This window comes from Mesorhizobium sp. LNHC221B00, assembly GCF_000502935.1.
Classification (GTDB): Bacteria; Pseudomonadota; Alphaproteobacteria; order Rhizobiales; family Rhizobiaceae; genus Mesorhizobium; species Mesorhizobium opportunistum.
Window position 1 is genome coordinate 51,944 of record NZ_AYWR01000034.1, and the last position, 20,825, is coordinate 72,768.

At 64.3% G+C, this 20,825-nt stretch carries 32 protein-coding genes and 1 tRNA gene; 9 read left to right on the forward strand and 24 right to left on the reverse strand.

Annotation, left to right across the window (positions count from 1 at the left end):
• Positions 1-7: 7 nt before the first annotated feature.
• The 6 genes from X741_RS138755 to X741_RS138730 all read right to left on the reverse strand — a co-directional run bounded on the left by X741_RS138755 (position 8) and on the right by X741_RS138730 (position 5,961).
• Entirely contained in the window at positions 8-871 is an 864-nt protein-coding gene (locus X741_RS138755; protein WP_023780533.1) for an RDD family protein, read from the reverse strand.
• Positions 858-1,877: a stage II sporulation protein M gene (locus X741_RS138750; protein WP_023780534.1), complete on the reverse strand. Its 1,020-nt coding sequence runs from the start codon at positions 1,875-1,877 to the stop codon at positions 858-860. The genes X741_RS138755 and X741_RS138750 overlap by 14 nt, the downstream gene beginning before the upstream one ends.
• Positions 1,874-3,181 carry a DUF58 domain-containing protein gene (locus tag X741_RS138745; RefSeq protein ID WP_023780535.1) on the reverse strand — a complete coding sequence of 436 codons (1,308 nt, stop codon included), beginning with the start codon at positions 3,179-3,181 and terminating at the stop codon, positions 1,874-1,876. Before X741_RS138745 ends, X741_RS138750 begins: the two co-directional genes overlap by 4 nt.
• Positions 3,178-4,134, reverse strand: a complete 957-nt coding sequence (locus X741_RS138740; RefSeq protein WP_023780536.1) for a MoxR family ATPase — start codon at positions 4,132-4,134, stop codon at positions 3,178-3,180. The genes X741_RS138745 and X741_RS138740 overlap by 4 nt, the downstream gene beginning before the upstream one ends.
• A complete protein-coding gene (locus X741_RS138735; protein WP_023780537.1) occupies positions 4,121-5,332 on the reverse strand; it encodes a hypothetical protein in 1,212 nt (403 codons plus the stop codon). Before X741_RS138735 ends, X741_RS138740 begins: the two co-directional genes overlap by 14 nt.
• Positions 5,329-5,961, reverse strand: coding sequence for a DUF4129 domain-containing protein (locus tag X741_RS138730; RefSeq protein ID WP_023780538.1), 633 nt, complete (start codon positions 5,959-5,961; stop codon positions 5,329-5,331). Before X741_RS138730 ends, X741_RS138735 begins: the two co-directional genes overlap by 4 nt.
• Before the next feature lie 148 nt (positions 5,962-6,109).
• Between X741_RS138730 and X741_RS138725 the strand changes: the two genes are divergently transcribed.
• Positions 6,110-6,889, forward strand: coding sequence for a hypothetical protein (locus X741_RS138725; protein WP_023780539.1), 780 nt, complete (start codon positions 6,110-6,112; stop codon positions 6,887-6,889).
• Between the two features lie 53 nt (positions 6,890-6,942).
• Here X741_RS138725 and X741_RS138720 read toward each other — a convergent pair whose 3' ends face one another.
• Together X741_RS138720 and X741_RS138715 are read right to left on the reverse strand one after the other, a co-directional pair.
• Positions 6,943-8,628 carry a hypothetical protein gene (locus tag X741_RS138720; RefSeq protein WP_023780540.1) on the reverse strand — a complete coding sequence of 562 codons (1,686 nt, stop codon included), beginning with the start codon at positions 8,626-8,628 and terminating at the stop codon, positions 6,943-6,945.
• 19 nt (positions 8,629-8,647) lie between these two features.
• A complete protein-coding gene (locus X741_RS138715; protein ID WP_051410530.1) occupies positions 8,648-9,238 on the reverse strand; it encodes a hypothetical protein in 591 nt (196 codons plus the stop codon).
• Positions 9,239-9,291: 53 nt separating this feature from the next.
• Between X741_RS138715 and X741_RS138710 the strand changes: the two genes are divergently transcribed.
• A complete protein-coding gene (locus tag X741_RS138710; protein ID WP_023780542.1) occupies positions 9,292-9,534 on the forward strand; it encodes a hypothetical protein in 243 nt (80 codons plus the stop codon).
• Positions 9,535-9,681: 147 nt separating this feature from the next.
• Here X741_RS138710 and X741_RS138705 read toward each other — a convergent pair.
• From X741_RS138705 to X741_RS138645, 14 genes are all read right to left on the reverse strand, one after another.
• Positions 9,682-9,755, reverse strand: a tRNA-Gln gene (locus X741_RS138705).
• 45 nt (positions 9,756-9,800) lie between these two features.
• Positions 9,801-10,883 carry a tyrosine-type recombinase/integrase gene (locus tag X741_RS138700; RefSeq protein ID WP_023780543.1) on the reverse strand — a complete coding sequence of 361 codons (1,083 nt, stop codon included), beginning with the start codon at positions 10,881-10,883 and terminating at the stop codon, positions 9,801-9,803.
• Positions 10,858-11,109 carry a helix-turn-helix domain-containing protein gene (locus tag X741_RS138695; RefSeq protein ID WP_023780544.1) on the reverse strand — a complete coding sequence of 84 codons (252 nt, stop codon included), beginning with the start codon at positions 11,107-11,109 and terminating at the stop codon, positions 10,858-10,860. The genes X741_RS138700 and X741_RS138695 overlap by 26 nt, the downstream gene beginning before the upstream one ends.
• A complete protein-coding gene (locus X741_RS1000000171710) occupies positions 11,106-11,561 on the reverse strand; it encodes an HNH endonuclease signature motif containing protein (RefSeq protein ID WP_031250626.1) in 456 nt (151 codons plus the stop codon). The genes X741_RS138695 and X741_RS1000000171710 overlap by 4 nt, the downstream gene beginning before the upstream one ends.
• Positions 11,561-11,866, reverse strand: coding sequence for a hypothetical protein (locus tag X741_RS138685; protein WP_031250627.1), 306 nt, complete (start codon positions 11,864-11,866; stop codon positions 11,561-11,563). The genes X741_RS1000000171710 and X741_RS138685 overlap by 1 nt, the downstream gene beginning before the upstream one ends.
• An 11-nt stretch (positions 11,867-11,877) precedes the next feature.
• On the reverse strand, positions 11,878-12,381 hold the full coding sequence (gene ssb / locus X741_RS138680; protein WP_023780547.1) for a single-stranded DNA-binding protein: 504 nt from the start codon (positions 12,379-12,381) through the stop codon (positions 11,878-11,880).
• On the reverse strand, positions 12,381-12,626 hold the full coding sequence (locus X741_RS138675) for a hypothetical protein (RefSeq protein WP_023780548.1): 246 nt from the start codon (positions 12,624-12,626) through the stop codon (positions 12,381-12,383). Before X741_RS138675 ends, ssb begins: the two co-directional genes overlap by 1 nt.
• Entirely contained in the window at positions 12,626-12,886 is a 261-nt protein-coding gene (locus X741_RS138670; protein ID WP_023780549.1) for a DUF2312 domain-containing protein, read from the reverse strand. Before X741_RS138670 ends, X741_RS138675 begins: the two co-directional genes overlap by 1 nt.
• Positions 12,876-14,120, reverse strand: a complete 1,245-nt coding sequence (locus X741_RS138665; RefSeq protein ID WP_023780550.1) for a hypothetical protein — start codon at positions 14,118-14,120, stop codon at positions 12,876-12,878. Before X741_RS138665 ends, X741_RS138670 begins: the two co-directional genes overlap by 11 nt.
• Positions 14,117-14,521, reverse strand: coding sequence for a hypothetical protein (locus X741_RS138660; protein ID WP_023780551.1), 405 nt, complete (start codon positions 14,519-14,521; stop codon positions 14,117-14,119). The genes X741_RS138665 and X741_RS138660 overlap by 4 nt, the downstream gene beginning before the upstream one ends.
• Positions 14,521-14,922, reverse strand: a complete 402-nt coding sequence (locus tag X741_RS138655) for a hypothetical protein (protein ID WP_023780552.1) — start codon at positions 14,920-14,922, stop codon at positions 14,521-14,523. Before X741_RS138655 ends, X741_RS138660 begins: the two co-directional genes overlap by 1 nt.
• Positions 14,923-15,235: 313 nt before the next feature.
• Positions 15,236-15,835, reverse strand: coding sequence for a hypothetical protein (locus tag X741_RS138650; RefSeq protein WP_023780554.1), 600 nt, complete (start codon positions 15,833-15,835; stop codon positions 15,236-15,238).
• A complete protein-coding gene (locus X741_RS1000000170135; RefSeq protein ID WP_023780555.1) occupies positions 15,835-16,005 on the reverse strand; it encodes a hypothetical protein in 171 nt (56 codons plus the stop codon). Before X741_RS1000000170135 ends, X741_RS138650 begins: the two co-directional genes overlap by 1 nt.
• A gap of 93 nt (positions 16,006-16,098) precedes the next feature.
• Entirely contained in the window at positions 16,099-16,725 is a 627-nt protein-coding gene (locus X741_RS138645) for an XRE family transcriptional regulator (protein ID WP_023780556.1), read from the reverse strand.
• Between the two features lie 110 nt (positions 16,726-16,835).
• On the opposite strand from X741_RS138645, the gene X741_RS138640 reads away from it, so the two are divergent.
• Positions 16,836-17,093, forward strand: a complete 258-nt coding sequence (locus X741_RS138640) for a helix-turn-helix transcriptional regulator (RefSeq protein WP_023780557.1) — start codon at positions 16,836-16,838, stop codon at positions 17,091-17,093.
• Between the two features lie 8 nt (positions 17,094-17,101).
• On the opposite strand, the gene X741_RS138635 is transcribed toward X741_RS138640, so the two are convergent.
• A complete protein-coding gene (locus X741_RS138635) occupies positions 17,102-17,341 on the reverse strand; it encodes a hypothetical protein (protein WP_023780558.1) in 240 nt (79 codons plus the stop codon).
• Complete coding sequence (locus tag X741_RS138630) at positions 17,342-17,542, reverse strand: hypothetical protein (RefSeq protein ID WP_023780559.1); 201 nt, start codon at positions 17,540-17,542, stop codon at positions 17,342-17,344. It abuts the gene before it with no gap.
• 140 nt (positions 17,543-17,682) lie between these two features.
• On the opposite strand from X741_RS138630, the gene X741_RS1000000167720 reads away from it, so the two are divergent.
• The 6 genes from X741_RS1000000167720 to X741_RS1000000167725 all read left to right on the forward strand — a co-directional run.
• Positions 17,683-18,153 (forward strand): phage regulatory CII family protein, encoded by a 471-nt coding sequence (locus tag X741_RS1000000167720; RefSeq protein WP_051410529.1) that lies wholly within the window; start codon positions 17,683-17,685, stop codon positions 18,151-18,153.
• Entirely contained in the window at positions 18,153-18,497 is a 345-nt protein-coding gene (locus X741_RS138625; protein WP_084018928.1) for a hypothetical protein, read from the forward strand. Before X741_RS1000000167720 ends, X741_RS138625 begins: the two co-directional genes overlap by 1 nt.
• On the forward strand, positions 18,497-18,718 hold the full coding sequence (locus X741_RS1000000170140) for a hypothetical protein (RefSeq protein WP_156937963.1): 222 nt from the start codon (positions 18,497-18,499) through the stop codon (positions 18,716-18,718). The genes X741_RS138625 and X741_RS1000000170140 overlap by 1 nt, the downstream gene beginning before the upstream one ends.
• Positions 18,715-19,950 carry a hypothetical protein gene (locus X741_RS0136050; RefSeq protein WP_023780563.1) on the forward strand — a complete coding sequence of 412 codons (1,236 nt, stop codon included), beginning with the start codon at positions 18,715-18,717 and terminating at the stop codon, positions 19,948-19,950. The genes X741_RS1000000170140 and X741_RS0136050 overlap by 4 nt, the downstream gene beginning before the upstream one ends.
• Positions 19,950-20,414 (forward strand): hypothetical protein, encoded by a 465-nt coding sequence (locus X741_RS138615; protein WP_023780564.1) that lies wholly within the window; start codon positions 19,950-19,952, stop codon positions 20,412-20,414. Before X741_RS0136050 ends, X741_RS138615 begins: the two co-directional genes overlap by 1 nt.
• Positions 20,411-20,825: GcrA cell cycle regulator (locus X741_RS1000000167725; protein WP_023780565.1), on the forward strand; the 415-nt coding region annotated here is incomplete at its 3' end. The genes X741_RS138615 and X741_RS1000000167725, both read left to right, overlap by 4 nt.

Here is a 20,825-nt window from a genome sequence, read left to right on the forward strand (position 1 = left end):
ACCCGGGCTACCGCGCATACTTGTCGGCCTTGCGGTTGCCGAGCAGAAGCTTGCGTTCCAGATGCGCCCTGAGCTCACCGTAATAGGCGGTCAAGAAGGCCTTGGAATCGTTCGGTTCGATCGTCGCGCCGATCTTGCGGCCGATGGTTTCGGCAACCGCCTTCATCGCGAAATAGTCATCGCGCCGCAGCACTTCCTCCAGTCTGTGCAGTTCGGCGATGCCGTAGGCGTCGAGCTGCGCCGGGCTGAAGTGGAAGCGGCCGGCGGCCGGATCCTGCCTTAGCGACAGGTCTTCGACCAACGCCAGCTTCGGCGCCTCGACCACCCATGTGCCGGCGAGCAGGTCGCCGATGCGCAGGCGATCACGGTTGAACAGCGGAAACAGCGAAAAAAGCAGCGCCCACACCAGGCCGAAGATCGTCGACAGCATATCGGCGACGCCGGTGCCACCGCGCACGGCGATGATCGACAATGGCAAGAACACCTCGAGCTCGCGCATCAGGTTGCGCGCGATGACCTGGTCGATCGTGAGGCCCGCGCCGCCGCGCGACGCGACCCGAACGCCGACGATCCGCTTGCCTGGTGTCGCGGCGCGCCGGCCCGCCTCGAAGGCGATGAAATAGACGTTGCGCAGCAGGAAGATGAAGATGATCCAGACCACGAAAAGTGGTTCCGCCTCGCGCAGGCCAAGGCCGCCGAGGCCGAAGATCGCGACCAGGCTGACGGCCACCGCGGCGGCGACGATGATGACCACATCGAGCAGGAAGGCCGAAGCCCGGGTGCCGGCGTTCGCCAGCTTGACCCTAAGGTCGACGCCCTCCGGCGTGATCAACGGCCTGATCAGTGGGGCAGGGTTCCTAGCCGTTGCCATGCCGCACCATCCGGAACAGGTAGAAATAGGCAATCCATAGCGTCAGCATGCCGCCGCCAATGGCGTAGCGGGTCGCATCGCTGGTGATCGTCTGCCGGCCGATGCCTTCGAGCAGGCCGGCAAACAAAAGCATCACCATCACGCCGACCATCACGGTCGCCGCCACTTGTCCGGCTTGAGCGGCGGCGGCCATACGGGTCAATTCGCCGGGAAAGGCGATGCGCGTGCCGATCCGCACGCCTGCGGCACCGGCCAGCGCAATGGCAAACAGTTCGGTCGTGCCGTGGATCGACAGCCAGCCGCCAAGCTCAAAGCCCAGCCCCTTGGCGGCGTAGACCTGGAACAGCGCGCCGAGCATGCACCCGTTCATCAGGATGATCAGCACGCTCGGCACCGCGAAGGCGAAGCCGAGCGCAAACGCCAGGATCGCCACTTGCGTGTTGTGGGTGAAGAGATAGGCGGCAAATCCCGACAGGAAGTGGCTGCTGCCGCCATCATAGAGCACGCTGCGCAGCGCCTCGACCGACGAATCCGGATTGCGGCCGCCGGCAAGGCTGGGCGCGATGATGGCGTCGTACCAGCGCTTGTCGGAGGCGACCAGCCAGTAGCCGGCAATGGCGCCGACAAGGGTCAATCCAACCGAGACCGAGGTTTCGCGCCACAGATCGCGGATCGCCGCCGGCCAGTCGCGCAGGAAAAAATCGCCGACGCGCTGCCGCAAGCCCCGTTTCGCGCCATAGAGATAGAAATAGCCGCGCAGACACAGCGCCTCGAGATAGGCGATCAGCGCGCTGTCCAGCGATGTCGCGCGCGCGACCGACAGTGAAGAAAGCGCCGAACGGTAGAGCAGCGGCAACGACAGCAGTTCGTCTTCCGAAAGCGTGCGCGGGGCGCGTTTCTCGACACGCGCAAGGAGCGCCTCGAATGCCTTCCAGTCGGCCTCGCGCTCCTGGCGGAAGCCCGCCAGCGACTGGCGTACCGCATCGGTGCCGGCGGGCAGCGTCATAAGAGGTTCTCCTCCTTGAGCTGGATATAGCGCTCCACCAGCGCCGGGCCGAGCCGCTGGTGGTCGGCCTCGATGACATGCGCGCCGAGCAGCCGCAGCCGCCCGATCACCACCTGCCGTTGCCGAAGCAGGCCGCCGGCGGTGACCGCGCGAGCCACATCCTCCGGGGTGGCGGGTGCCATGTCGGCCAGCGCCTCCAGCTCGGCATCCTTCATCAGCATGAACAGCACCAGATGCCGCTCGGTCAGCCGGCCGACGGTGCGCAGCATCAGCTCGGCGCTGATCGGGTCGACGAAATCGGTGAAGATGATGACTAGCGAGCGCCTGTCGAGCTTGGCCGCCAATGTCGTCAGCGCCAGGGTGAAATTGGTCTCTTCGCTGGAATAGTCGACCTCGGCGGCGCGCTTCTGGATCATCATGAAACTCGGCGAGCCGCGCACCGCACCGCTCGACACGCGCGGCCTGGCGTCGAAGGAGAACAGGCTGACGAGGTCGCCGCCCTTGAGCGCGATGAAGGCCGACAACAGCGCTGCCGTGACCGCCCGGTCGACTTTCGGCACGCCGTCCACCGGCTCGCACATCAGCCGCCCGCAGTCGATCGCCAGCACGATGTTGTTGTTCTCCTCGACGCGAAATTCGCGCGCCAGAAGCTTGCCGTGGCGCGCGCTGCGCTTCCAGTCGATCATCCGACGGCCCATGCCGGGCTGATAGTCCTTCAGCGCTTCGAACTCGCGGCCCTGGCCGGCCCGCCTTTGCGCATGGCCGTCGGCCAGCGCGGAGCGTTGCAGCAATGTGATCGCCTCGTCGCGGGCACTCCTGACATCGGGCAGCACCGCGACTTTCCGGTCCATCGGCAGGACCACCTGGTTCCAGATCAGTCCGAACGGGCCGCGCCAGCGCAGCCACAGCCGGTCGAAACTGGCGATGCCGCGCCTGAGCGCATCGAATTCGAGATCGAGCGTGCCGCCATTGGCCGGCAGCGCNGCGCCGCCGGTGCCGGCGACTGGCGCCAGCCGCTGATCATGGCCGACGCGCGCCTGCAGCGCGCTCTGTCGGCCGCCGAGACTGGCCGCGACATGGAGGGTGAAACGGCCGCCGACGCCGACTTGCGGTGGCGCGGAAAGGCTGGCGGTGAGCGAAGCGCGCCCACGCCCGGCAGCCGCGTCGACCGCCAGGAAGGCAAGCAGGATGCAGATCCACAACAGGCCAAGATACCAGAAAGAGGGCAGCGCAAGCGCGATCAGGAAGGCAGGGATGGCGCCCGCCGCCGCCGCCCAGACCGCACGGCCGCTCGGATAAATCAACGCGGTGCTTCCGTCTGGTCGACAAGATCGGACACGATCTGCTCCACCAGCCGCCCGTCGATCTGCGCCGCCGGCGACAGGATGACGCGGTGGCGCAATGCCGGCACCGCCAGCGCCTTGACATCGTCGGGGATGACATAGGCGCGGCCGTCGAGCGCTGCCCTGGCGCGTGCGGCGCGCGCCAGCATGGCGCCCGCGCGCGGGCTTGCGCCAACCTCCAAATCGGGGCTCTCTCGCGTGCCGCGCACGAGGGCGGCGATGTAACCGACGACATCGTCGACCAGCGTGACGTCGCCGACGGTGGCGAGCGCCTTCTCCAGCGTCTTTCGGTCGGCCTGCGCCGTGATGCCATATTGCTTGATGTCGTGGGAAGCGGAGCCGCCGCCATGATGGACGATGATGGCGCGTTCCTCCCGCGCGTCGGGATAGCTCACCTTGTGCTTGAACAGGAAGCGGTCGAGTTGGGCTTCGGGAAGCGGATAGACGCCCTGATGCTCGATCGGGTTCTGTGTCGCCACCACCATGAAGTTCTGGCTGAGCGCATGCGTTGTGCCGTCGAAGGTGACGGCGTGTTCCTGCATGGCTTCCAGCAGCGCCGCCTGCGTCTTCGGCGGCGTGCGGTTGATCTCGTCGGCAAGCAGGAGATCGCAGAAGATCGGGCCGCGCGTCAGCGTGAACTGCCCGGTCTGGAAATTGTAGATGTTCGAGCCGACGATGTCGCCCGGCATCAGGTCGGGCGTGAACTGGATGCGCCCGTAGACGACGCCGAGTGCCTGCGCGAAGCAGCGCGCGGTCATGGTCTTGGCCGTGCCTGGCGGCCCTTCGAGCAATATATGCCCGCCGGCGAACAATGCCGTCAGCATCAGATCGACCGTGTCGCGCTGTCCGGTGATCGCCTTTGCCACTTCTTCCCTGATCGCGGTCGCCAGGGCCTTCACATCATCGACGTTCACCGAGCCTCCTTGTCGTCCAGTCATGCAGCTCCTGCGCTGCTTCATGCATTTGAGCCAAATTCCTGGCTTCGTTCGCGGCCTTGAAGCGGCGGCTGAAGCCCTGAGTTTCGCCGCGGTCGCGGGAATCGAGCCAGCGGTCGAGCGCTTCGCCTGGCAAGCCTTGCGGCGCGCCGAGCAATGCTGCGGCACGCGCACGCATCAGCACCGCATAACGGTCGCCGAGCTCCTGCAACCGCCCGGCGCGCCTGAGCAGCATCGCCGTGGTGTCGACCAGCGCCCGCTTGCCGAAGGCGATCGCCCGGCCCTCGGCCCGTGGCGGACCGAACCGGCCGAGACCATGCAGGAAGGCAAGGGCGGCCGCCGCCAGCACCGACAGCGTCAGCGCCAGGAACGGCGGCTCGACCAGGAGCTTGGCGAGATCGTATCTCTGGCCGGCACCGTGCAGCGTCAGATCGAAGATCACCGCGCCCTTGGCCGGTTCGAGTGAGGCGATGAGGTCGAGCGCCGCCTGGGCTTTGGTGAAGTCCTTCAACGCGGCATTGTTGATCAGGTCCGGATCGGTCAGGACGTAGAAAGGCTGGTCCTTGACCTCGGAGAGCACTGCCTTGCCGTTGCCTGCCGCGATCAGCGGCTGGTCGTCGGCAATCCATTGCAGTTGATCGGGCGCGGCGACCATATGGCCGCGGACGTCGATCTGCCCGACAGTGCTGTTGCCGATACCGAGCCTTGCCTTGACGATGTGGCCAAGCCAGTCGTTGACAACCGTATCGGGCAGCCGTTCGATCTTCATTTCAAAGTCCTGGCGCCCCTCGAGCGGCAGGGTCAGCCATTTCGGCAGCACGAAGAGCGTCGGCCTGTTCGCGCGAAGCCTGACGATGCGGTCGAGCGCGGCGGGGTCGCCGTCTGGCGAGATGGTGACGATCAGCAGGAACCCGGACAATATGCCTGTGTCTATATCTTTCTGGCTTCGCGCCATGGGCGGTGGCGTTCCCGTCAATTGCAGCCATTTGACGATGCCGGCATAGCCCGAGCCGCCCTTGGAGAGCGGGGTGGCGCCGCCGCCGGGCTGGCGGAAATCCGGGGCATAGGTGGACAGGAGAAAGAATGCGGCCGCGGCCAGCAGGCTGGCAAAAATGCCCCAGAACAGGGTTCTGCGGCTGAATGGATCCTGCGCTGTCTCGGCTGCCGGCGCACTCATGTCCAGGCATCTCTGAAGGCAAATCGCTCATAGGCGCCGCGCGCCCGCTGCCAGCCTTCGGCGCCGACCGGCCGGCGGGCAAAGAGCGCTGCCTCGACGATGCGCGCGATCTCGCTGAACGCCTGGCGCGCCCGCAACGGGAGCGATGGTGCAGTTGCGATGTCGCGCGACGTCAGCGATGGGCGCAGGAAGTCGGGCAGCCGTCCGGCGATGTCGGCGACGCTGCGCCGAAGCAGGAGATGCACCGCCTCGTCGAACGCGCCGCGCGCGGCGAGCGCGTCAGCCTCGGAGAGCAGGATCTGCGCCGCGCTGGAATCCGGGCGCCAGTCGTCCTGCGCCTCCGCTTCCTTGCGGGTGCGCCGCCATGGTCGGCGCCAGGCCACACCCTTGGCTTCGAGTGCGACCAGAACGACGATGACCGCCACACCGATGATCACCGCGCCCCAGAACAGGTAGATCATGTAGGGGCCGATCCGCGCCAGCATCTCCAGCACGGGCTTCAGCCATGCCGGCGGTTCTGATAGCACCAGGCTCGGCAGATCGAATTGGATGGAGTGGTCCGCCAGCAGCTGCTCGTGCAGATTTGCCAGCCCTTCGGCGTCCGCCGTGTCCGGCTGTGCGACTGTCACCCCGCTCGCTCCCTGCAACCCACGGTTCGTCGCCAACACTGGCAATGCTGCACGGCAATTGCAAGTGATTGGACGTCGGTTATCAATACTGACAGATTAGCAGTCGGGAACACCGCCTGGCATGGCCCGGTGAGGAGGGGACGACGTCATGACTTCGACCACATTGGCACGGCGAGAGAAATTCGATATCGGCAGGGTGTTCAACAACACATTTGCTGTTATCGGCCGCAACATCGCGCTCTGCATTGGCCTTGCCGCCGTATTTTCAGGACTGCCGAATCTTGTCTCGCAGCTTGCGCGCCCGGCTGCCCCTGCAGTTGGAGATCCGGCTAGTCTTGCCGTGGCGACCGCGAATTACACATTCGGCTATTTCGTCGGCTTCGCGGTGTTTGGAATACTCTATGTCGGTCTTTCGCTTCTGCTGCAGTCCAGTCTTGTTCGAGCGGCGATCGAAGATCTGAACGGCAAGAGGCCGAGCTTTGGCGACTGCATCCGCGTGGCGATCCGCAATTTGCTGCCGACGCTCGGGATCGGCTTGCTTGTCGGGCTTGGCGTTGGCGTTGCCTCGATTGCTTTGGTGGTGCCCGGCATCATCCTCTGGCTCGGCTGGTCGGTGTCGATACCGGTGCTTATCCAGGAGCGGCTCGGCGTCTTCGGTTCGATGTCGCGCAGCCGCGCACTGACGAAGGGAAGCCGCTGGGCCCTGTTCGGGCTTTTCCTGATCCTGATGATCATAGCACTTGTCATCCAGTCGATGAGCGCGGTGGTCATCTATCTCTTCCACGGAATTGCCGCTGCGGTCTTGGCCGCCCTGGTGCAGACCATCGTATCGATGGTGATCTCCGTCGCCACGGCCGTCAGCTATGTCGAACTGCGCCAGGTCAAGGAAGGCATCAGCGTCGACGAGTTGGCGGAGATCTTCTCGTAGCGGAAGGTGCCGTTCGCGTCAGCGCGACAGCCCACTTCCGTAACAGCCCACTGTCAATGACAGCAGCAATGATCCGCTTGTACGCTCGTCCTGCACAGGCAGGACGAGGTGATCGGCACGTCCGCCTTGGTCAACGCCACGGCAAGCCTTTCCTGCAGCGCGGGCAGTTCGTCGCTCCCGCCGCGCCGTTTCAGGCACTCCACCAGCCCGTGCAGTGCCCAGACATTGTTCGGGTGCTGGGCGCAGCGCTGCACCGTGCCGCTGAGGCCGAGATCGTCGCGATAGACCTGCTCGGCCTCCTCGGCGTGGCCCTGGTCGAGCAGCAGGGCGGCCAGTGCATGGCGCGGCGGGTGCATCCACGCCCATGGCTCGGTGTAGGAGAGATTGTCGTCCAGCTCGACCGCTTGCCGCAGATGGCCATAGGCCTCCTCATGCCGGCCCTGGTGATAGGCAAGCTCGCCATCCAGCAAGGCAGCACCGACAGCCAGCGAGGCGCGCGTCGGGTTGCTGAGAAAACGCCGCTCCGGCGCAATGCTTTCCACATGCCGGTGGAACCGCTCACGCTCGCGCTCGGCCTCGGCGAATTGCCTCAGCGTCGCATGCGCGACGCCCTTGGCGTAGTGCTGCATGGCTGCCGTCAGCACATAGAGGCCGGGCTCCGCCGTCACCGGTTCGTCGATGATCTCCTGCCAGCGGCCGAAGCGCACGAGCACATGCGACTTCATCGCGTGATAGCCTTCCACTGTTTGGGTGAGCTTGGGACGATCCCGGATGGCGACCACGTCGCGCACGGCCAGGCTTCGCACCTTGTCGGCGGCCCATAGCGCCGGCCGGTATTGGCCTGACAACATGCAGGTGAACATCATCAGGTGCAGGTCGTGGCAGCAGCCGAGCAGATAGTAGGTCGTCTCGTCGGCATAGGCGAGATAGAGGTCGTTGGCGCGCACCGCCTTTTCGCTGGCGAGCTTCGCCTTCTCATACTCGCCGCACAGCACATGGATATGGCCGGGCATGTGGTTCATGTGCCCGGCATCCGGACACATTTGCCCGAGCAGATCCGCCGAGCGCATGCCGCGTTCCGGCATGGTGGACATTTCCAAGAGATGGATGTGCAGATGGACGATCGCCGGATGCTGGGCGACGCCGGCCTCGTCGGCGAGCCGGATTGACCGCTCGCACACCTCCAGCGCCTCGATGACATCCGAGTTCGGCGCCGGTTCGCCGGTCTTGAGGTTCCACAGCCGCCGCACCGTGCGCATCATCAAAGCCTCGACCAGCAGCGCCATCACGTCATGGTCATCAGGAAAGTCCTGGTAGACCAGCCGCATCGCGGCGGCATAGGCATCGTCCCACTGTTCGAATTCCCGTGGACTCACCTTGTGCGGCTTCTGGAAACGGCGTGCCAGCGCCTCGATCAAGGCCTGTTCGACATCGCTGGCAACACCGGCATTGGCGCGCGCGAGCTGGACATGCTCGAAGCATCGCCTGGTCGCGCTGTTCGCTTCAGCCTCGCCATGTTCCTTCCAGGTCAGGTTGTAGAAAGGCCCGGCGGCATAGGCGATGCCCCAATGCACCATCGGACAGTCCGGATCGGTCTCCAGCGCCTTCTCAAAACACTTGATGCCTTCCTCATGATTGAAGCCGTAGCACCAGTTCAAGCCGATATCGAACCAGCGCTGGGTCTCAGTCGAACGGGTGGAGATGGGGCGGCGGTAGGTACCGAGATTGAAGCGGTCCATGTCTTCCATTCAAGTTTGATTAGTCGGTCCCTTCGGGCACCGCTTCATTTTGCCATCCGGCCAGCTCTGGCAGGTCGTCAAGCCAACTTTTCTCGCTCGTCAAGGCATCGTCGGCATGCGGGGCAGCCTCGGTGGCGTTTTGAATGAGCCAGTCCATCCACTTCCGATAGGCAACCGGATCCAGTTGCGGCGGCAGCACCTTGGCCTTGAGCAGCATCCTCTTGCGGAAACTGGTTTGCCGGCGGAGTTTGGTCGTCGTGAACTTGATGACCTTGCCCTGGTATTCAACCGTCCAGCGGCCATCCCCATGACTGGCGAGCCTGTCGATGGCAAAACCGGCATCGACAGGCCTGTCGCGCCAGGGAAGCTCGATGGCATTCTTCCGCAGATCGAGCGCCCATCGCCTGTAGCTGGCCCCGGTACGCTGGGGCGGCAGCACACCGGCCTGTTCGAGTATCTTCCTGCGGAAGGTAGGCTGCTTCTTGAGCTGGCCGGTCGTGAACTCGATGCGATGCCCACGGAATTCGACATGCCAGCGGATCCTTCCGTTGCCGACATACTTCGAGCCGGGTCGGATCAAAGGGATAGGGCCTCGTCCTTTTGAAGGAATCGCAAACCGTGAGAAGCCGGCGTAAGGATTCGTTGCGCACAAGTGAGGTCCCCATGTTTTTTGAACCGCTCAATCTGGACGGCCGAAAGCGAAGCGCCGCCCATCATGCAACACGGCTTTCGAAGCTGCACGGTCGGCTGGCGAAGAAGCTCGACCAGGTCGACCATGCGGCCGATCGGGTTGAACATGCAGCGGTCGCTTTGGTCGAGGCCACCCGTCAATCTGCCATGCATGAGACGATAGCACCTTCGGCAGTTTTCGTGCATCTGGGCGCCAGTCAGACACTCGGTCTGTGAAGCCCTCTCGCGGGGAGGCAGCGCAAGGAAGAACTTGTCGAAGAGCGCCTGATCGTCGCCGATGGTAGCGCCGACGTTCTGCGGCGCGAAATCAAGAGAAATGCAAATCCCAAGCGAGCTAAGTTTCTGAATTGACTTAGAAAAGTTTGGCTGGGGAACCTGGATTCGAACCAGGACTAACGGAGTCAGAGTCCGTGGGTCTACCGTTAACCTATTCCCCAAAAAGCCTTTTAAATCAAGGCTTTGGTTGAGCGAGCGAAAAGCAGTTAGACACTTTTCTTGCGCGAGTTAGTCAAAACCCGTTCTCGTTTCGGGCTGGCTTGTATCACATTCGCCATGTCGATCAAGACCCCTGAGACGTCCGCCGACGAAGAATAATGCTCGGCCATCTCGATCGTGTCCTGGCCGAGGTAGTTCTTGATGTCTTCCAGCTTGTAGCCGAGCGCGCGCAGCTCGCTGGCGACGGTGTGGCGCAGGCCATGCACGGTCAGGCCCTGGCCGGCGATGCCGCGCTTGACGCATTGGGCGAAGAATTTGCGCACCGAACAGGTGAATCCCATCTCGGTCCAGGGTTTCTTGCCCGAGTTGAGGCAAAGCATGGTCACGTCGATCTCCGCGATCGGCCATGCGGCCAACGCCTGGTCGAGGATCTGTTTCAGCGCGCCGAGCACCGGCAGCTTCATGATCTTGCCGGTCTTGCTGGTGCGAAACGACAGGTAGCCGTCGCGATAGGCCATGCGCGGCAGCTTCAATATGTCGCCGCGGCGGATGCCGAGGAAGCGGGCCAGCGCCAGCGGCACCTTCAGATGCAGCGGTGCGGCGGCCAGCACGTTGGCACGCTCGGCCGGCGTCCACGGCCGGTTTTCCTTGCGCCTGTCGGTGGCGATCTTGGCCTTGTCGAGGTCGGTGCAGGGGTTGGCGCTGACCAGCCCGTATTCCTTGCCGTGCTTGAAGGCCGACGACAGCATCGCCATCATGTGGTTGGTGAAGGCGCCACGGCGCTTTTTCACGGTCTTGTCGCGCAGCTTGGCCATGAATGCCGAATCGATCAGCGTCAGCGGTGTGCCGCCGATCGGCTTCAGGGCGTCCATGTATTTGAGATAATCGGCCTGGGTGCGCGGCGCCAGGTCGGTGAATTTTGGCGCCTGCTTGTAGCTTTCGAGCATTCCGCCAAGCGTTCCGGCCGCCGCCTTCTGCGGCGCGTGCAGCTTGTCCAGCCTGTCGATCTCGGCGGCCAGCGCCTGGCCGGTCAGGCCGGCGTCGATCGCCTCGCCGCTCTTGCGGTGATAGGCTCGATCGACCCCAAGGCGGTCCTTGTAGCGTTTAACGCCGGTCACCTTCACCCTCATCGAGCATCCCCAGCCAGTCGTCGCCCGTCATCGGCGTCGATTGGTCCCGGCTGTCCAGCCACTTGTCAAGCGCCTTGACATCGTAGCGCACAAGGCTGCCGATCTTCACCGGCGCGACCTTCACATGCGCCTTCAGCCAGTCGATCGAGGCGCCGCCGCAATATTGCGCCGCCTCGGCCGCCGACAGCATGCGCTTCGCGGGCAGGGGGATGGTGCGCATGTTCACGGCCGGCGCGCCTTGCGCCTGCGCCTCGGCGGCACGCCCATCGCTGCATCGCGGCGCTTCTGGTTCTGCTTGTGAGTGACCATTTCGAGGTGATCGTCGCGGATGCATCGGCGGGTGCGGCAGAGGTGATCGAGCTGTTTCTTGCCGGGAATGAAGCCGTGCTCGTTGGTCCAGTTGACGATGTGGACAGCGACGGTCTGGCCGTCGAGCGACATGCGGGGATAGCCGCCGCCGCGCCCGGTGCCGCTGTCCGGCCCGGTCCAGACGTGACAGGGCGAGGGCATGCCCCTGGCGTCGACATAGCCNCCGCGCCCGGTGCCGCTGTCCGGCCCGGTCCAGACGTGACAGGGCGAGGGCATGCCCCTGGCGTCGACATAGCCGGTGTCGACGATCTCGACACAAACCATGATTTTCGACCGGATCGCCTCGCGGCGGGACAGTGGCGCGTTCATCAGAAGCGATTGCCCTGATCGCTGTCGAAAGGCTCACTTTTCAGGGCAGCGATGTAACCGAGGGCGCGCGCGAAGCCAAGTTGCGCTTCGAGCCGCGCATCATGGGCGGAAGAAATTTCCTTGCGCGCCTGCGCGAGTTCCTGGCTTTGAGCGATAAATCGCTTTTCGACGTTGTCGCGTGCCCTGCCGACCTCATCGGCGTACTGCGTAAGTGATGCGACACGCTCGTCTTTCGCGAGCAACAAAGCAGTCAGCTTATCGATTTCACCGCGCGCTTTAGGCAGGCTTGAAATTGCCTTGGTCATAGCATTCTCCATCAGAAGGGGATCTCGTCATCGAGTTCACGCGAGCCGCGCCCGGCTTTCGCCTGGCGGGTGCGTTCCTCAACGGCGCGACGGTCATCCGTCTCGCGGCTGCGCTGACTGCCGTAGTCGTCGGCGCCCTCGGCGCCGGGCGGGCGGTTGGACGGTAGCTTGTCGAGCATCTGGATCTCGCCGCGAAAGCGGTTCAGCACCGTTTCGGTGCTGTAACGATCGATGCCGTCCTGGCCAGCCCATTTGCGGGTCTGCTGCTGGCCCTCGACATAGACCTTCATGCCCTTTTTCAGGTATTTTTCCGCGACTTCGGCCAGCTGCGTGTTGAAGACGACCACCGAATGCCATTCGGTGCGTTCCTTGCGCTCGCCCGAATCCTTATCCTTCCAGCTTTCGCTGGTCGCCATGCGGAACGAGACGATCGGGTCGCCCGCATGGCTGCGCCGCACTTCGGGATCGGCGCCGAGATTGCCGACCAGGATGACCTTGTTCACGCTGCCAGCCATTACGGTTCCACTCCCATTTCGGTCAACGCCGCGTTAATCGTCTTGATCTGGTCGTCGAGGGATGCCTTCACCTCGAAAACCATCTGGCCGAGATAGTCAGCTGACAGATGAATGACGCTGGCTTCCTTGCCGTCGCCGACCATCAGCGAAACCGGCTCGGTGCGCATGCGGTCGCGGATGCGCTGCGCGGTGTCGCGCTCGGCAATCATGGCTTGCGCCCTGGTGAGATCGGATTTGGTCAGCATCACACCATCCCCATCGCGGCCATGTACAATTCGAGGATCGATTGATCCTCCTGCCGCTTCATCGGGTCCTTGCGGCGGAGGGCGACGATGGTGCGCATCGCCTTGACGTCGAAACCGGTGCCACCAGCTTCCGAGTAAACCTCGCCGATGTCGTCGCCGATCGTCTTCTTCTCTTCCTCCATGTGCTCGATGCGCTCGATGAAGGCGCGCAGCTGGCCGGCGGCGACGGTCTGGCTGGTGTCGGTGATGTCATCTGCCATGGGAGTCTCCTAGAAACGCATCTGCATGAGGAGAAAGGACGAACGGTCGTTGTCGGGCAGCAGGCGCACGCCGACCGGGTTGTCGGCGCAGGGCGCGAAGGTGACCTTGCCGCCGCCGGCCGCGGCCAGCGCGTCCCTGATGTAACGGCAATTGACGACGATCGGATCGCCGGCGCCTTCGACCTCGCAGTCGACCAGGTCCTCGGCGTCGGCATCGTTGCCCTTGATCTCCAGCTTCAGCCCGCCGTCGACGGGTGTCATGCGGATCGGCCTGGAGGTTTCGGCCTTGCCCTTGCCGTCCTTGCGCGGCAGCACCAGCAGCCGGCCGATCGCCGCGTCGAGCGCCTTGGCCNCGCGAGGTTTCGGCCTTGCCCTTGCCGTCCTTGCGCGGCAGCACCAGCAGCCGGCCGATCGCCGCGTCGAGCGCCTTGGCCGGAACCGAGATGCGGAAGGCGCCCGGCGCCTGCATCAGCCTGTTGTATTCGGGGAAGGTGCCATCGATCAGCTTGGAGGTGACGCGGATCGCCTCTGCCTCGACGGTGACGATCGCCGCCGTGCCGCCGATGGCCACTTCGCTCTCGTCGCCATCGAAGATGCGGATGAGTTCCTTGACGGTGCGGTCGGGGATGGTGACGCCGCGATAGTCGCCGTCGCGCTTGCGAAAATCGCCCTGCAGGTCGGGCGCGTCGATGCCGATGACGTGGACGCGGTGGCCATCGGTGGCGGCGCCGCGCAGTTCGCTGTCGGTGACGTGCAGCAGAACGCCCTGGATGTAGTGGCGGGTTTCATCCATCGCCTTCTCGCAGGTGCGCAGCAGGTCGATCAATTCGTTGGCGCGCAGCGAAAACGACCAGTCCTTCGCCTCGGCGCCGATCAGGAAGAAATCGGCGCCGGGCAGCACCGGCATGGTCAGCCGCCCCTTGCCGCATCGGGCAACGACGGTCTTCATGTCGGCATCGAAATCGAGCGTGCCTTGATCGTCGCCGCTTCCATCGCGGGCGATGAAGAATTCCAGCACGGCGCGCGGGATGGCGGCGATGGTGGCAGCGCCCTCGCAGGCAATGGTGGCGCAGGCCTCGATGTCGAGATCCGACATGGTCAAGGTCAGCTTTTTCTTCGCAACCTCCAGCCTTGCATGGTCGAGGATCTCGATGTTGCGCGAGCCGCCGGGAATGTTGCGGATGGCTTTCGCGGCTTCGGCGAAGGCGGCGACGGAAAATTTTATTGTGGTCATAGCGCCAGCGCTCCCTGACCACGAATGCCGGCCAGCATCTTTTCTGCTTCTGGTGAAAGAAACTGATGACCGGGAACGATGTCACGAAGAAGCTCCAGCGCATCGTCGGTTCGGCCGCCGACGATTGCTTCCTGCAATCTGTCGGCGGCCTCATTCCTGCCTGTCAGAAATTCATTGAGGTCCGCCGACAGAGCGTTGTTCTCTTCCTGTAGTTTCGTGAAATCATCGATGTCGGCGACTTCATTGTCGCTGATCGCCGCCGCGATGAGGTCTTCATAAAGCTTCGGCCAATGCTTCGCGCCGCGTATGGCCTCATTTGCTTCGTCGCGCGAAAGGCTGTCGATATCCTTGATGATCCGGTTAGAGATCACGTCGATGTCGTCGATCGTCAGATCGTCCATCAAACCCTCCTGGCGTTCGGGCAAAGGCGCGCCAGGCGGTCGCGGTATTCGTCGGCTGCCTTGACCACAGGCCATGCCGTCAGCCGGCCGCGCATCTGGATCGGCTTGGCGGTGTCGATTGACTTGCCCCAGCTTTTCGGCGCCGGCATCAGCAATTGCCGCTGCTCGGTCGCCAGCATGCGCAGGTCGAAATCGGCGATCGCCGCGCGATAGGTCCTGGCCGGCGGCGGCATGCCGGCGGCGCGCCAGATCACCATGTCGAGCCGCGCCTTGGCGGTGGCGATCAGGGTTTCGACCATACTGTTGGCGGCGCCGCCAAACAGTTCGTTGGCGATCGTCGACAGCCATTTGGCCACCGGCGTCGTCATGTCGCCGAAGACGAATTCATGCGCGTCGTGCAACAGGAAATAGGCCGCGACGTTGGCATCGCGGGTTTNGTCATGTCGCCGAAGACGAATTCATGCGCGTCGTGCAACAGGAAATAGGCCGCGACGTTGGCATCGCGGGTTTCTTCCAGCGCGGCATCGGCGCCGACGACGCAATGCTGCGCCACCGAATAGGGGTTGCCCGGCACCGCCCCGCCGAACCGGCAGATGCGCGCCAGACCCTCGGCGACGTCGCCATGCAGGTCGATGTCGAGCGCGGTGAAGGCGGTCATCGGAAAGGCGCGGCCGGTATAGGTCTGCTTCCATGTGGAATGGTCGGCGGCGGCGTTCATATATGTTCACCGCGATGCACGGTCGCCTTCTGTTCGGCGGCGATGGCGTAGATGACGCGGTTGGCCTCCTTTTCCATCAGCGGCAATTTGCGCAGAAACACCTTCAGTGCATTCAGGCAGCGCTCGGATTGCGACCACCACGGATCGAGCTTGAAGGCGGCACGGGCCTGGCAATAGCGCTGCCACTCGATACGGGCGATGTCCTGGCTGGGGCCGTCAAGGCCGCCGGTGACCGGCATCAGATGCACGGCGCTGGCCAGCGCCTTCTCGATGATCTGCTGCATGCGGTCGCCGCTCGGCGCCAGTTCGCGCACGAAGGTTTCGGCGAGGATCAGCTTGGCTTCCGGCAGGTGGGCGATGATCTCGCCAACGGAAAAGCCGAGCACCGACAGATCCTTTTCGGTGGCGCCGTTGCCGCATCCGGCGATCTCGGCGATCGCCTCGGCCAGTTCCGTGGCGCGGGGGTCACGGATCTTTCCCGCTGCCTCGGGATGTTCGACGCGGCGGCTGTCACTGAACCGCTGGCCGGGTTTGCCGACAAGGCTGGCAGGGATCGGCGCGGCGGTGGTTTCGGTGCGGGGATTGCGGGCGTCCATCAGTTGGCCTCCGCATTGAGGCGAGCGATGGCGGTGCGCAGTTCTGCATCGGAGAGTTCGCTGCGCCAGTTGCCGCCGGCGCCGTGGCCGACGTCAAAGCCGTAACCCTCAAGTTCGGAAATCAGTTCCTGACGCGGGGTCAGCGGATCGAAAGGGCCTGGGGATTGCATAGCCGCTCCATCGGTTGAGATGGCGGCAATATCGAAGAATATGCGATACTATGTCAAGCGTCGTTATCGAAAAAAATGCGATGTGGCCAAAACTCACTCACGGCTGACGGCGAATCGCACTCTTCCGACGATGCGGACTGTGTCATCTTCGCTGCCTTCGATGGGTATCGGTTGCTGGAAAAGCGGGTCATCCGATTCCGGCAGTAGCCAGACCCTGCCGGCGTCGTCGCGCCACAGCGTCTTGACCGTCGCCTCGCGCAGGCCGTCAGCACGCTGGCGCTCAACGATGTAGCGCTTGCCGATCTGGATGTCGCTCTGGGTTTCGATGATGTCGGTGAAGACCAAGACGGTGCCTTCGGGATAGCGCCGGTTCATCGACGGGCCGCGCGTCTGTGCCGCGTGCAACGTGTAATGCCGCAGGGAAGGCTCATCGGGGACCGGGACGGTGTATTGATCATCTTCACCCCACTCCCAGGTTTCGGCCCATTCGCCGGCCTGGACGAAGCCCTTGACGGTCACCATGCGACCTTCTTCGGTCTGCATCAGCTCGTCAGGCTCCACGCCAAGTGCCTCGGCATAATTGCGCAGCTTGGTCACACCCAATGCCGTTTTGCCAGACTCGGCGCGCAGCACGGTCTGCCAGTGGACGCCGATCCTGGCGCCGAGAGCTTCCTGTGAAAGGCCCTGAGCCTCACGTAATTCGCGGATGCGGTTTCTCATGGCTGATGCCTATTCGAACCGCACAAATCTGAAAATCGAAGAAAATGCGATATCGCACTTGACAGCGATATCGAAATTTGTGCGATATAGGGAACGATTGGAGTTTTGCGATGCAGCTTGCAGAGTGGCGCAAGGAGAAAAATCTCTCCTGTTCCGAAATCGCCAAAGGCCTTGGCCTTGATGGCGACCGCGACGGCACGTCCGTCTGGAACTGGGAAACCGGCCGCTCGCGCCCCGACGCCGATATGATCGACAAGATCCGCGTCTTCACCGACGACGCCGTGACCGCCGCCGACATGCACGAATGCCGTCTGGCCTGGCTGCGCGAAAACCGCCCCGACAAATTCGCTGCGGTCGAGGCGGCCTGATGAGCGCATCAGTGCTCTCCCTTGGCAATGCTGCGGCGCAGGTCGCGCGACAGAGCGCGCGCCACTTCGGGCGGCATCACCATGCGGGCGATGATGCGGCGCTCCTGAAAATCATAGCCGGGCGCCGGCAGCTCTACCCAGCCGATCAGGCGGGTGAAATTCTCAGTGTGCTGGACGTCGACGCCGGTACAAAACAGGCAGTGGACGATAACAGGCTCAGTCAGCCCCGGCGCCTTGTCGTCGGCCATTCAACCCTCCTTGTCGCTGCTCAGGCGCTCTCGCTCGCGGCTGAACCGGTCGCGCAGCCGCAGCGGGCCGCCGCCGGCAACCTTCACGATTTCGACGCCGCACCCCTCGGCGTCGCGGCCGGTCCCGATTTCCCCAATGCCTCCCAGGCGACCGGCCTTTCCAATCAAACTGTTCAGGAGATGGCGGAATGAGCAGGACATTGTTGCCTCCGTAGGCCTGCGGCGAACTTTCGCCGTCTGGTTTCGACTTCGCCCACATCACCACGAACGCCTTGCCCCGGCACGGAAACAGTCAGCCCGATTGTTTCCTTGACGGCTGGACTTTGCCCAAAGGAAACACCGTGAAACTGCCGCGCAAGATCATCGAAACCGAACGTCTCGACCTCAAGGCGGCGACGCGCGCGGCCCTCGACATGGCGCGGCCAACGAAGTTCGCGCTGGTGACCCGCGTCGATGCCGCGGCGCTGTCGCGCTACGGCAGCCCTTCGGAGCCGGAAAAGTTCATGCCGATCGACGTCGTCGTCGATCTCTGCCGCGACATCGGTTCGCCGGCGATCGTCGAGGAACTGGCGCGCCTGCTCGGCTTCCGCCTGGTGCCGCTGGCGGCCGAGGCCAACACCGCGCCGCAGGTCGGCTATGCCGACATCGCCGTGGTCAGCAAGGAAGCCAACGACGTCATCACCAAGATCGCCGAAGGGCTGGCCGATGACGGCAAGCTCGACGGTTCGGAAGTGCGCGAAGTGCGCAAGGAGATTGCCGACAACATCGCGCATCTGCACCGGCTCGACCGCAAGATCGCGGGAGGGGAATGATGAAGCGCCGCCCGCTGCACTCGTTCGCTGGCGCGCTTGCCGTGTCCGGCCTGCTTATCGGGCTGGTGCTCGCCGGCACGCATGGCCGCGCATGGCCGCATGATGCGCCGGCAGGCTGGAGCTATCCGGCCAATTGCTGCTCCGGCATCGACTGCCGCGAAGTCGCCGATGCTGAGGTGATCGAGGGCGCGCGCGGCTACGAGATCCGCAAGACCGGCGAACTGATCCCGATGACCGATCCGAAGGTCAAGCAAAGCCCTGACGGCCGCTTCCACTGGTGCAGCGTCGGCGGCTACGCCGACAGCCGCACCATCTGCCTGTTCGTTCCGTCGAGGGGGATGTGATGGCTGCTGATCGTGCTGAAATTCGCCGGGCTTCAAAGCGTGTCCTGAAGGCCGTAGAGGGCATGCACCCAGTCGACGCGATGGCCGCGTTGGAAACCGTCGTCATGAACATGGTCGCGGATCTTGCTCGCGATCTCGACGATGCCAATCGGGGCCTTGATGCGGTCGTTGGCGACCTGCGGATCGGTCTGCAGATGCGCTTTCCGGGGACGATGCAATGATCCCCACCGACATCGTCACGCGCGCAAGGGACCGGTCGATCGTCGACGTGGCCTTGGCGCTCGGCGCGGCCGAGGGCGTCAAGATCGACGAGCGCGGCGTGGCGTGTCCTGGCTGTGGCGGCACTGACCGGTTTTCCATCGACAAGGCCAAGAACGTCTTCCTGTGCCGGCATTCGGGCGCCGGCGGCGATCCGATCGCGCTGGTGCAGCATGTGCATGGCCTGAGCTTTGGCGATGCGATCGAGATGTTGACCGGCGAAAAGGCGCTGCCTGCCGCGGCACGGCAACCGGCGCCGAGCGACGACGACAAGAACATATGGCGCGAAAAGGCGCGGCTGCGCGCGTGGAAGATCTGGCGCAACGGCGCGCCGATCGAGCCGGAGCGGGGCGGCCATTGGGTGCGCGACTATTTTTCGCTGCGCGCGATCCCTTTCCCCGCATGGCGCATCAAGGCGTTGCGCGAGGTGTCCAGCCTGGCTTATTGGCACCGCGCCAAGGCCGGCGACGATTTTCGGGTGATCCATAGCGGGCCGGCAATGCTGGCCGCGATCACCGGGCCGGATGGCCATTTCATCGGTGTGCATCGCACCTGGCTCGATTTTTCACGCCCGAACGGCAAGGCGGCGATTGCCGATCCCGCCGGCGACGGCATACTCGACGCCAAGAAGGTCGAGGGGTCGCAAAAAGGCGGCAAGATCGTGCTGCGCGACGGCGCCGACTGTCACCGGCTGGCGCTCGGCGAGGGCAACGAGACGGTGCTGTCCTGGGACAGCATTCGCGGCGCGCCCGACATGGCGCTCTGGGTCGGCGTCAACATCGGCAACATCGCTGGCAAGGCGGCCGAGCAGATCCCGCACCCGTCGCTGATGCTGACCGACAGGATCGGCCGCCAGCGGCGGCAGAAGGTCGGCGGCCATGAGCCTGACCTGACCGATACCGACTGCCTGCAGATCCCGGCCGATGATTTTGAAAAGCTGATCCTGCTCGGCGACAGTGACAGCGACCGCTTCACCACGCAGGCCGCGATGCTGCGCGCCCGCAACCGCTTCGAACTGACCGGCCACGACGCCGAGATCGACTGGGCGCCGGACGGCCAGGATTTCAACGATGTGTTGAAATCCCTTGCCTCACGCGCCGCATCGCCGCCTGCGGCGGCTGGCGCTCCGGCGGGGCGCGCCATTGGGCGCGACGCCCGGTCGGGCTTGCGGCCTGCGGCCGGGGAGGCGGCGTGATGGCGGTGTCGCTTTCGTCTCCCGAGCCGGCCGGCCTGCTCTACCGCTTTTCGGTCAAGTGCGACCGCGACATGAACGCGGCGATCGAGAAGGCGGCGAAGGCGGCAGGGATGAGCGCGACCGGCTACGTGCAGTCGCATTTCGAAACCATTTTGAGCAGCGAGCCGATGCGGGCGCCGGCCATTCGCCCGGCCGGCAATGCACGCGCCGATGTCGACACGGCCAAAAGCCTCGGTATCACACTGACGGCGCTGCGCCTCTACCGGGCGCTCGACGAGCGGATCGACCGGTTGCGCAATGTCGCGATCACCAATTCGGACCTTGCCGAAGCCGCCGGCACGCCACGGCCACGCGTGCCCGGCCTCGTCGCGCAGCTGACCCGCCAGGGCCTGGTGCAGCTCGAACGCGACAGCCGCCGCGCCGCCACGCGATACCACGTCTTTTCAATTGGGGATCAACGATGAGCGAGTGGACCCAAACCGAGATCGACACGCTGCGCAGGCTCACCGGCGAAGGTTTTTCCGCCAGCCAGATCGGCATCAAGATGGGTCGCGGCCGCAATTCCGTGATAGGCAAGATCCACCGCCTGCATGGTGATGGCGGCAAGCTGACGCGACCGGCCGGCAATGATCGCCCGAAGCGCGAGAAGCAGCCGCAGCGCCGCCCGGCGCCGCGCCCGCCGAGGCCGACGATGGTGTTCGAACGGCCGCAGCCCTATGTGCCGGCCGCCAATCTGCCGGCAACGTTGCCGGTTGCCTTCCTTGACGCGGTCACCGCCAAGCGCTGCCTGCATTTCATCGGCGATCCGTTTGGACCTGACGGGCCGGATATGCCGGTCTGCGGTGCCGAGCGGTCGGCCGATGCCGGCGCGGTCC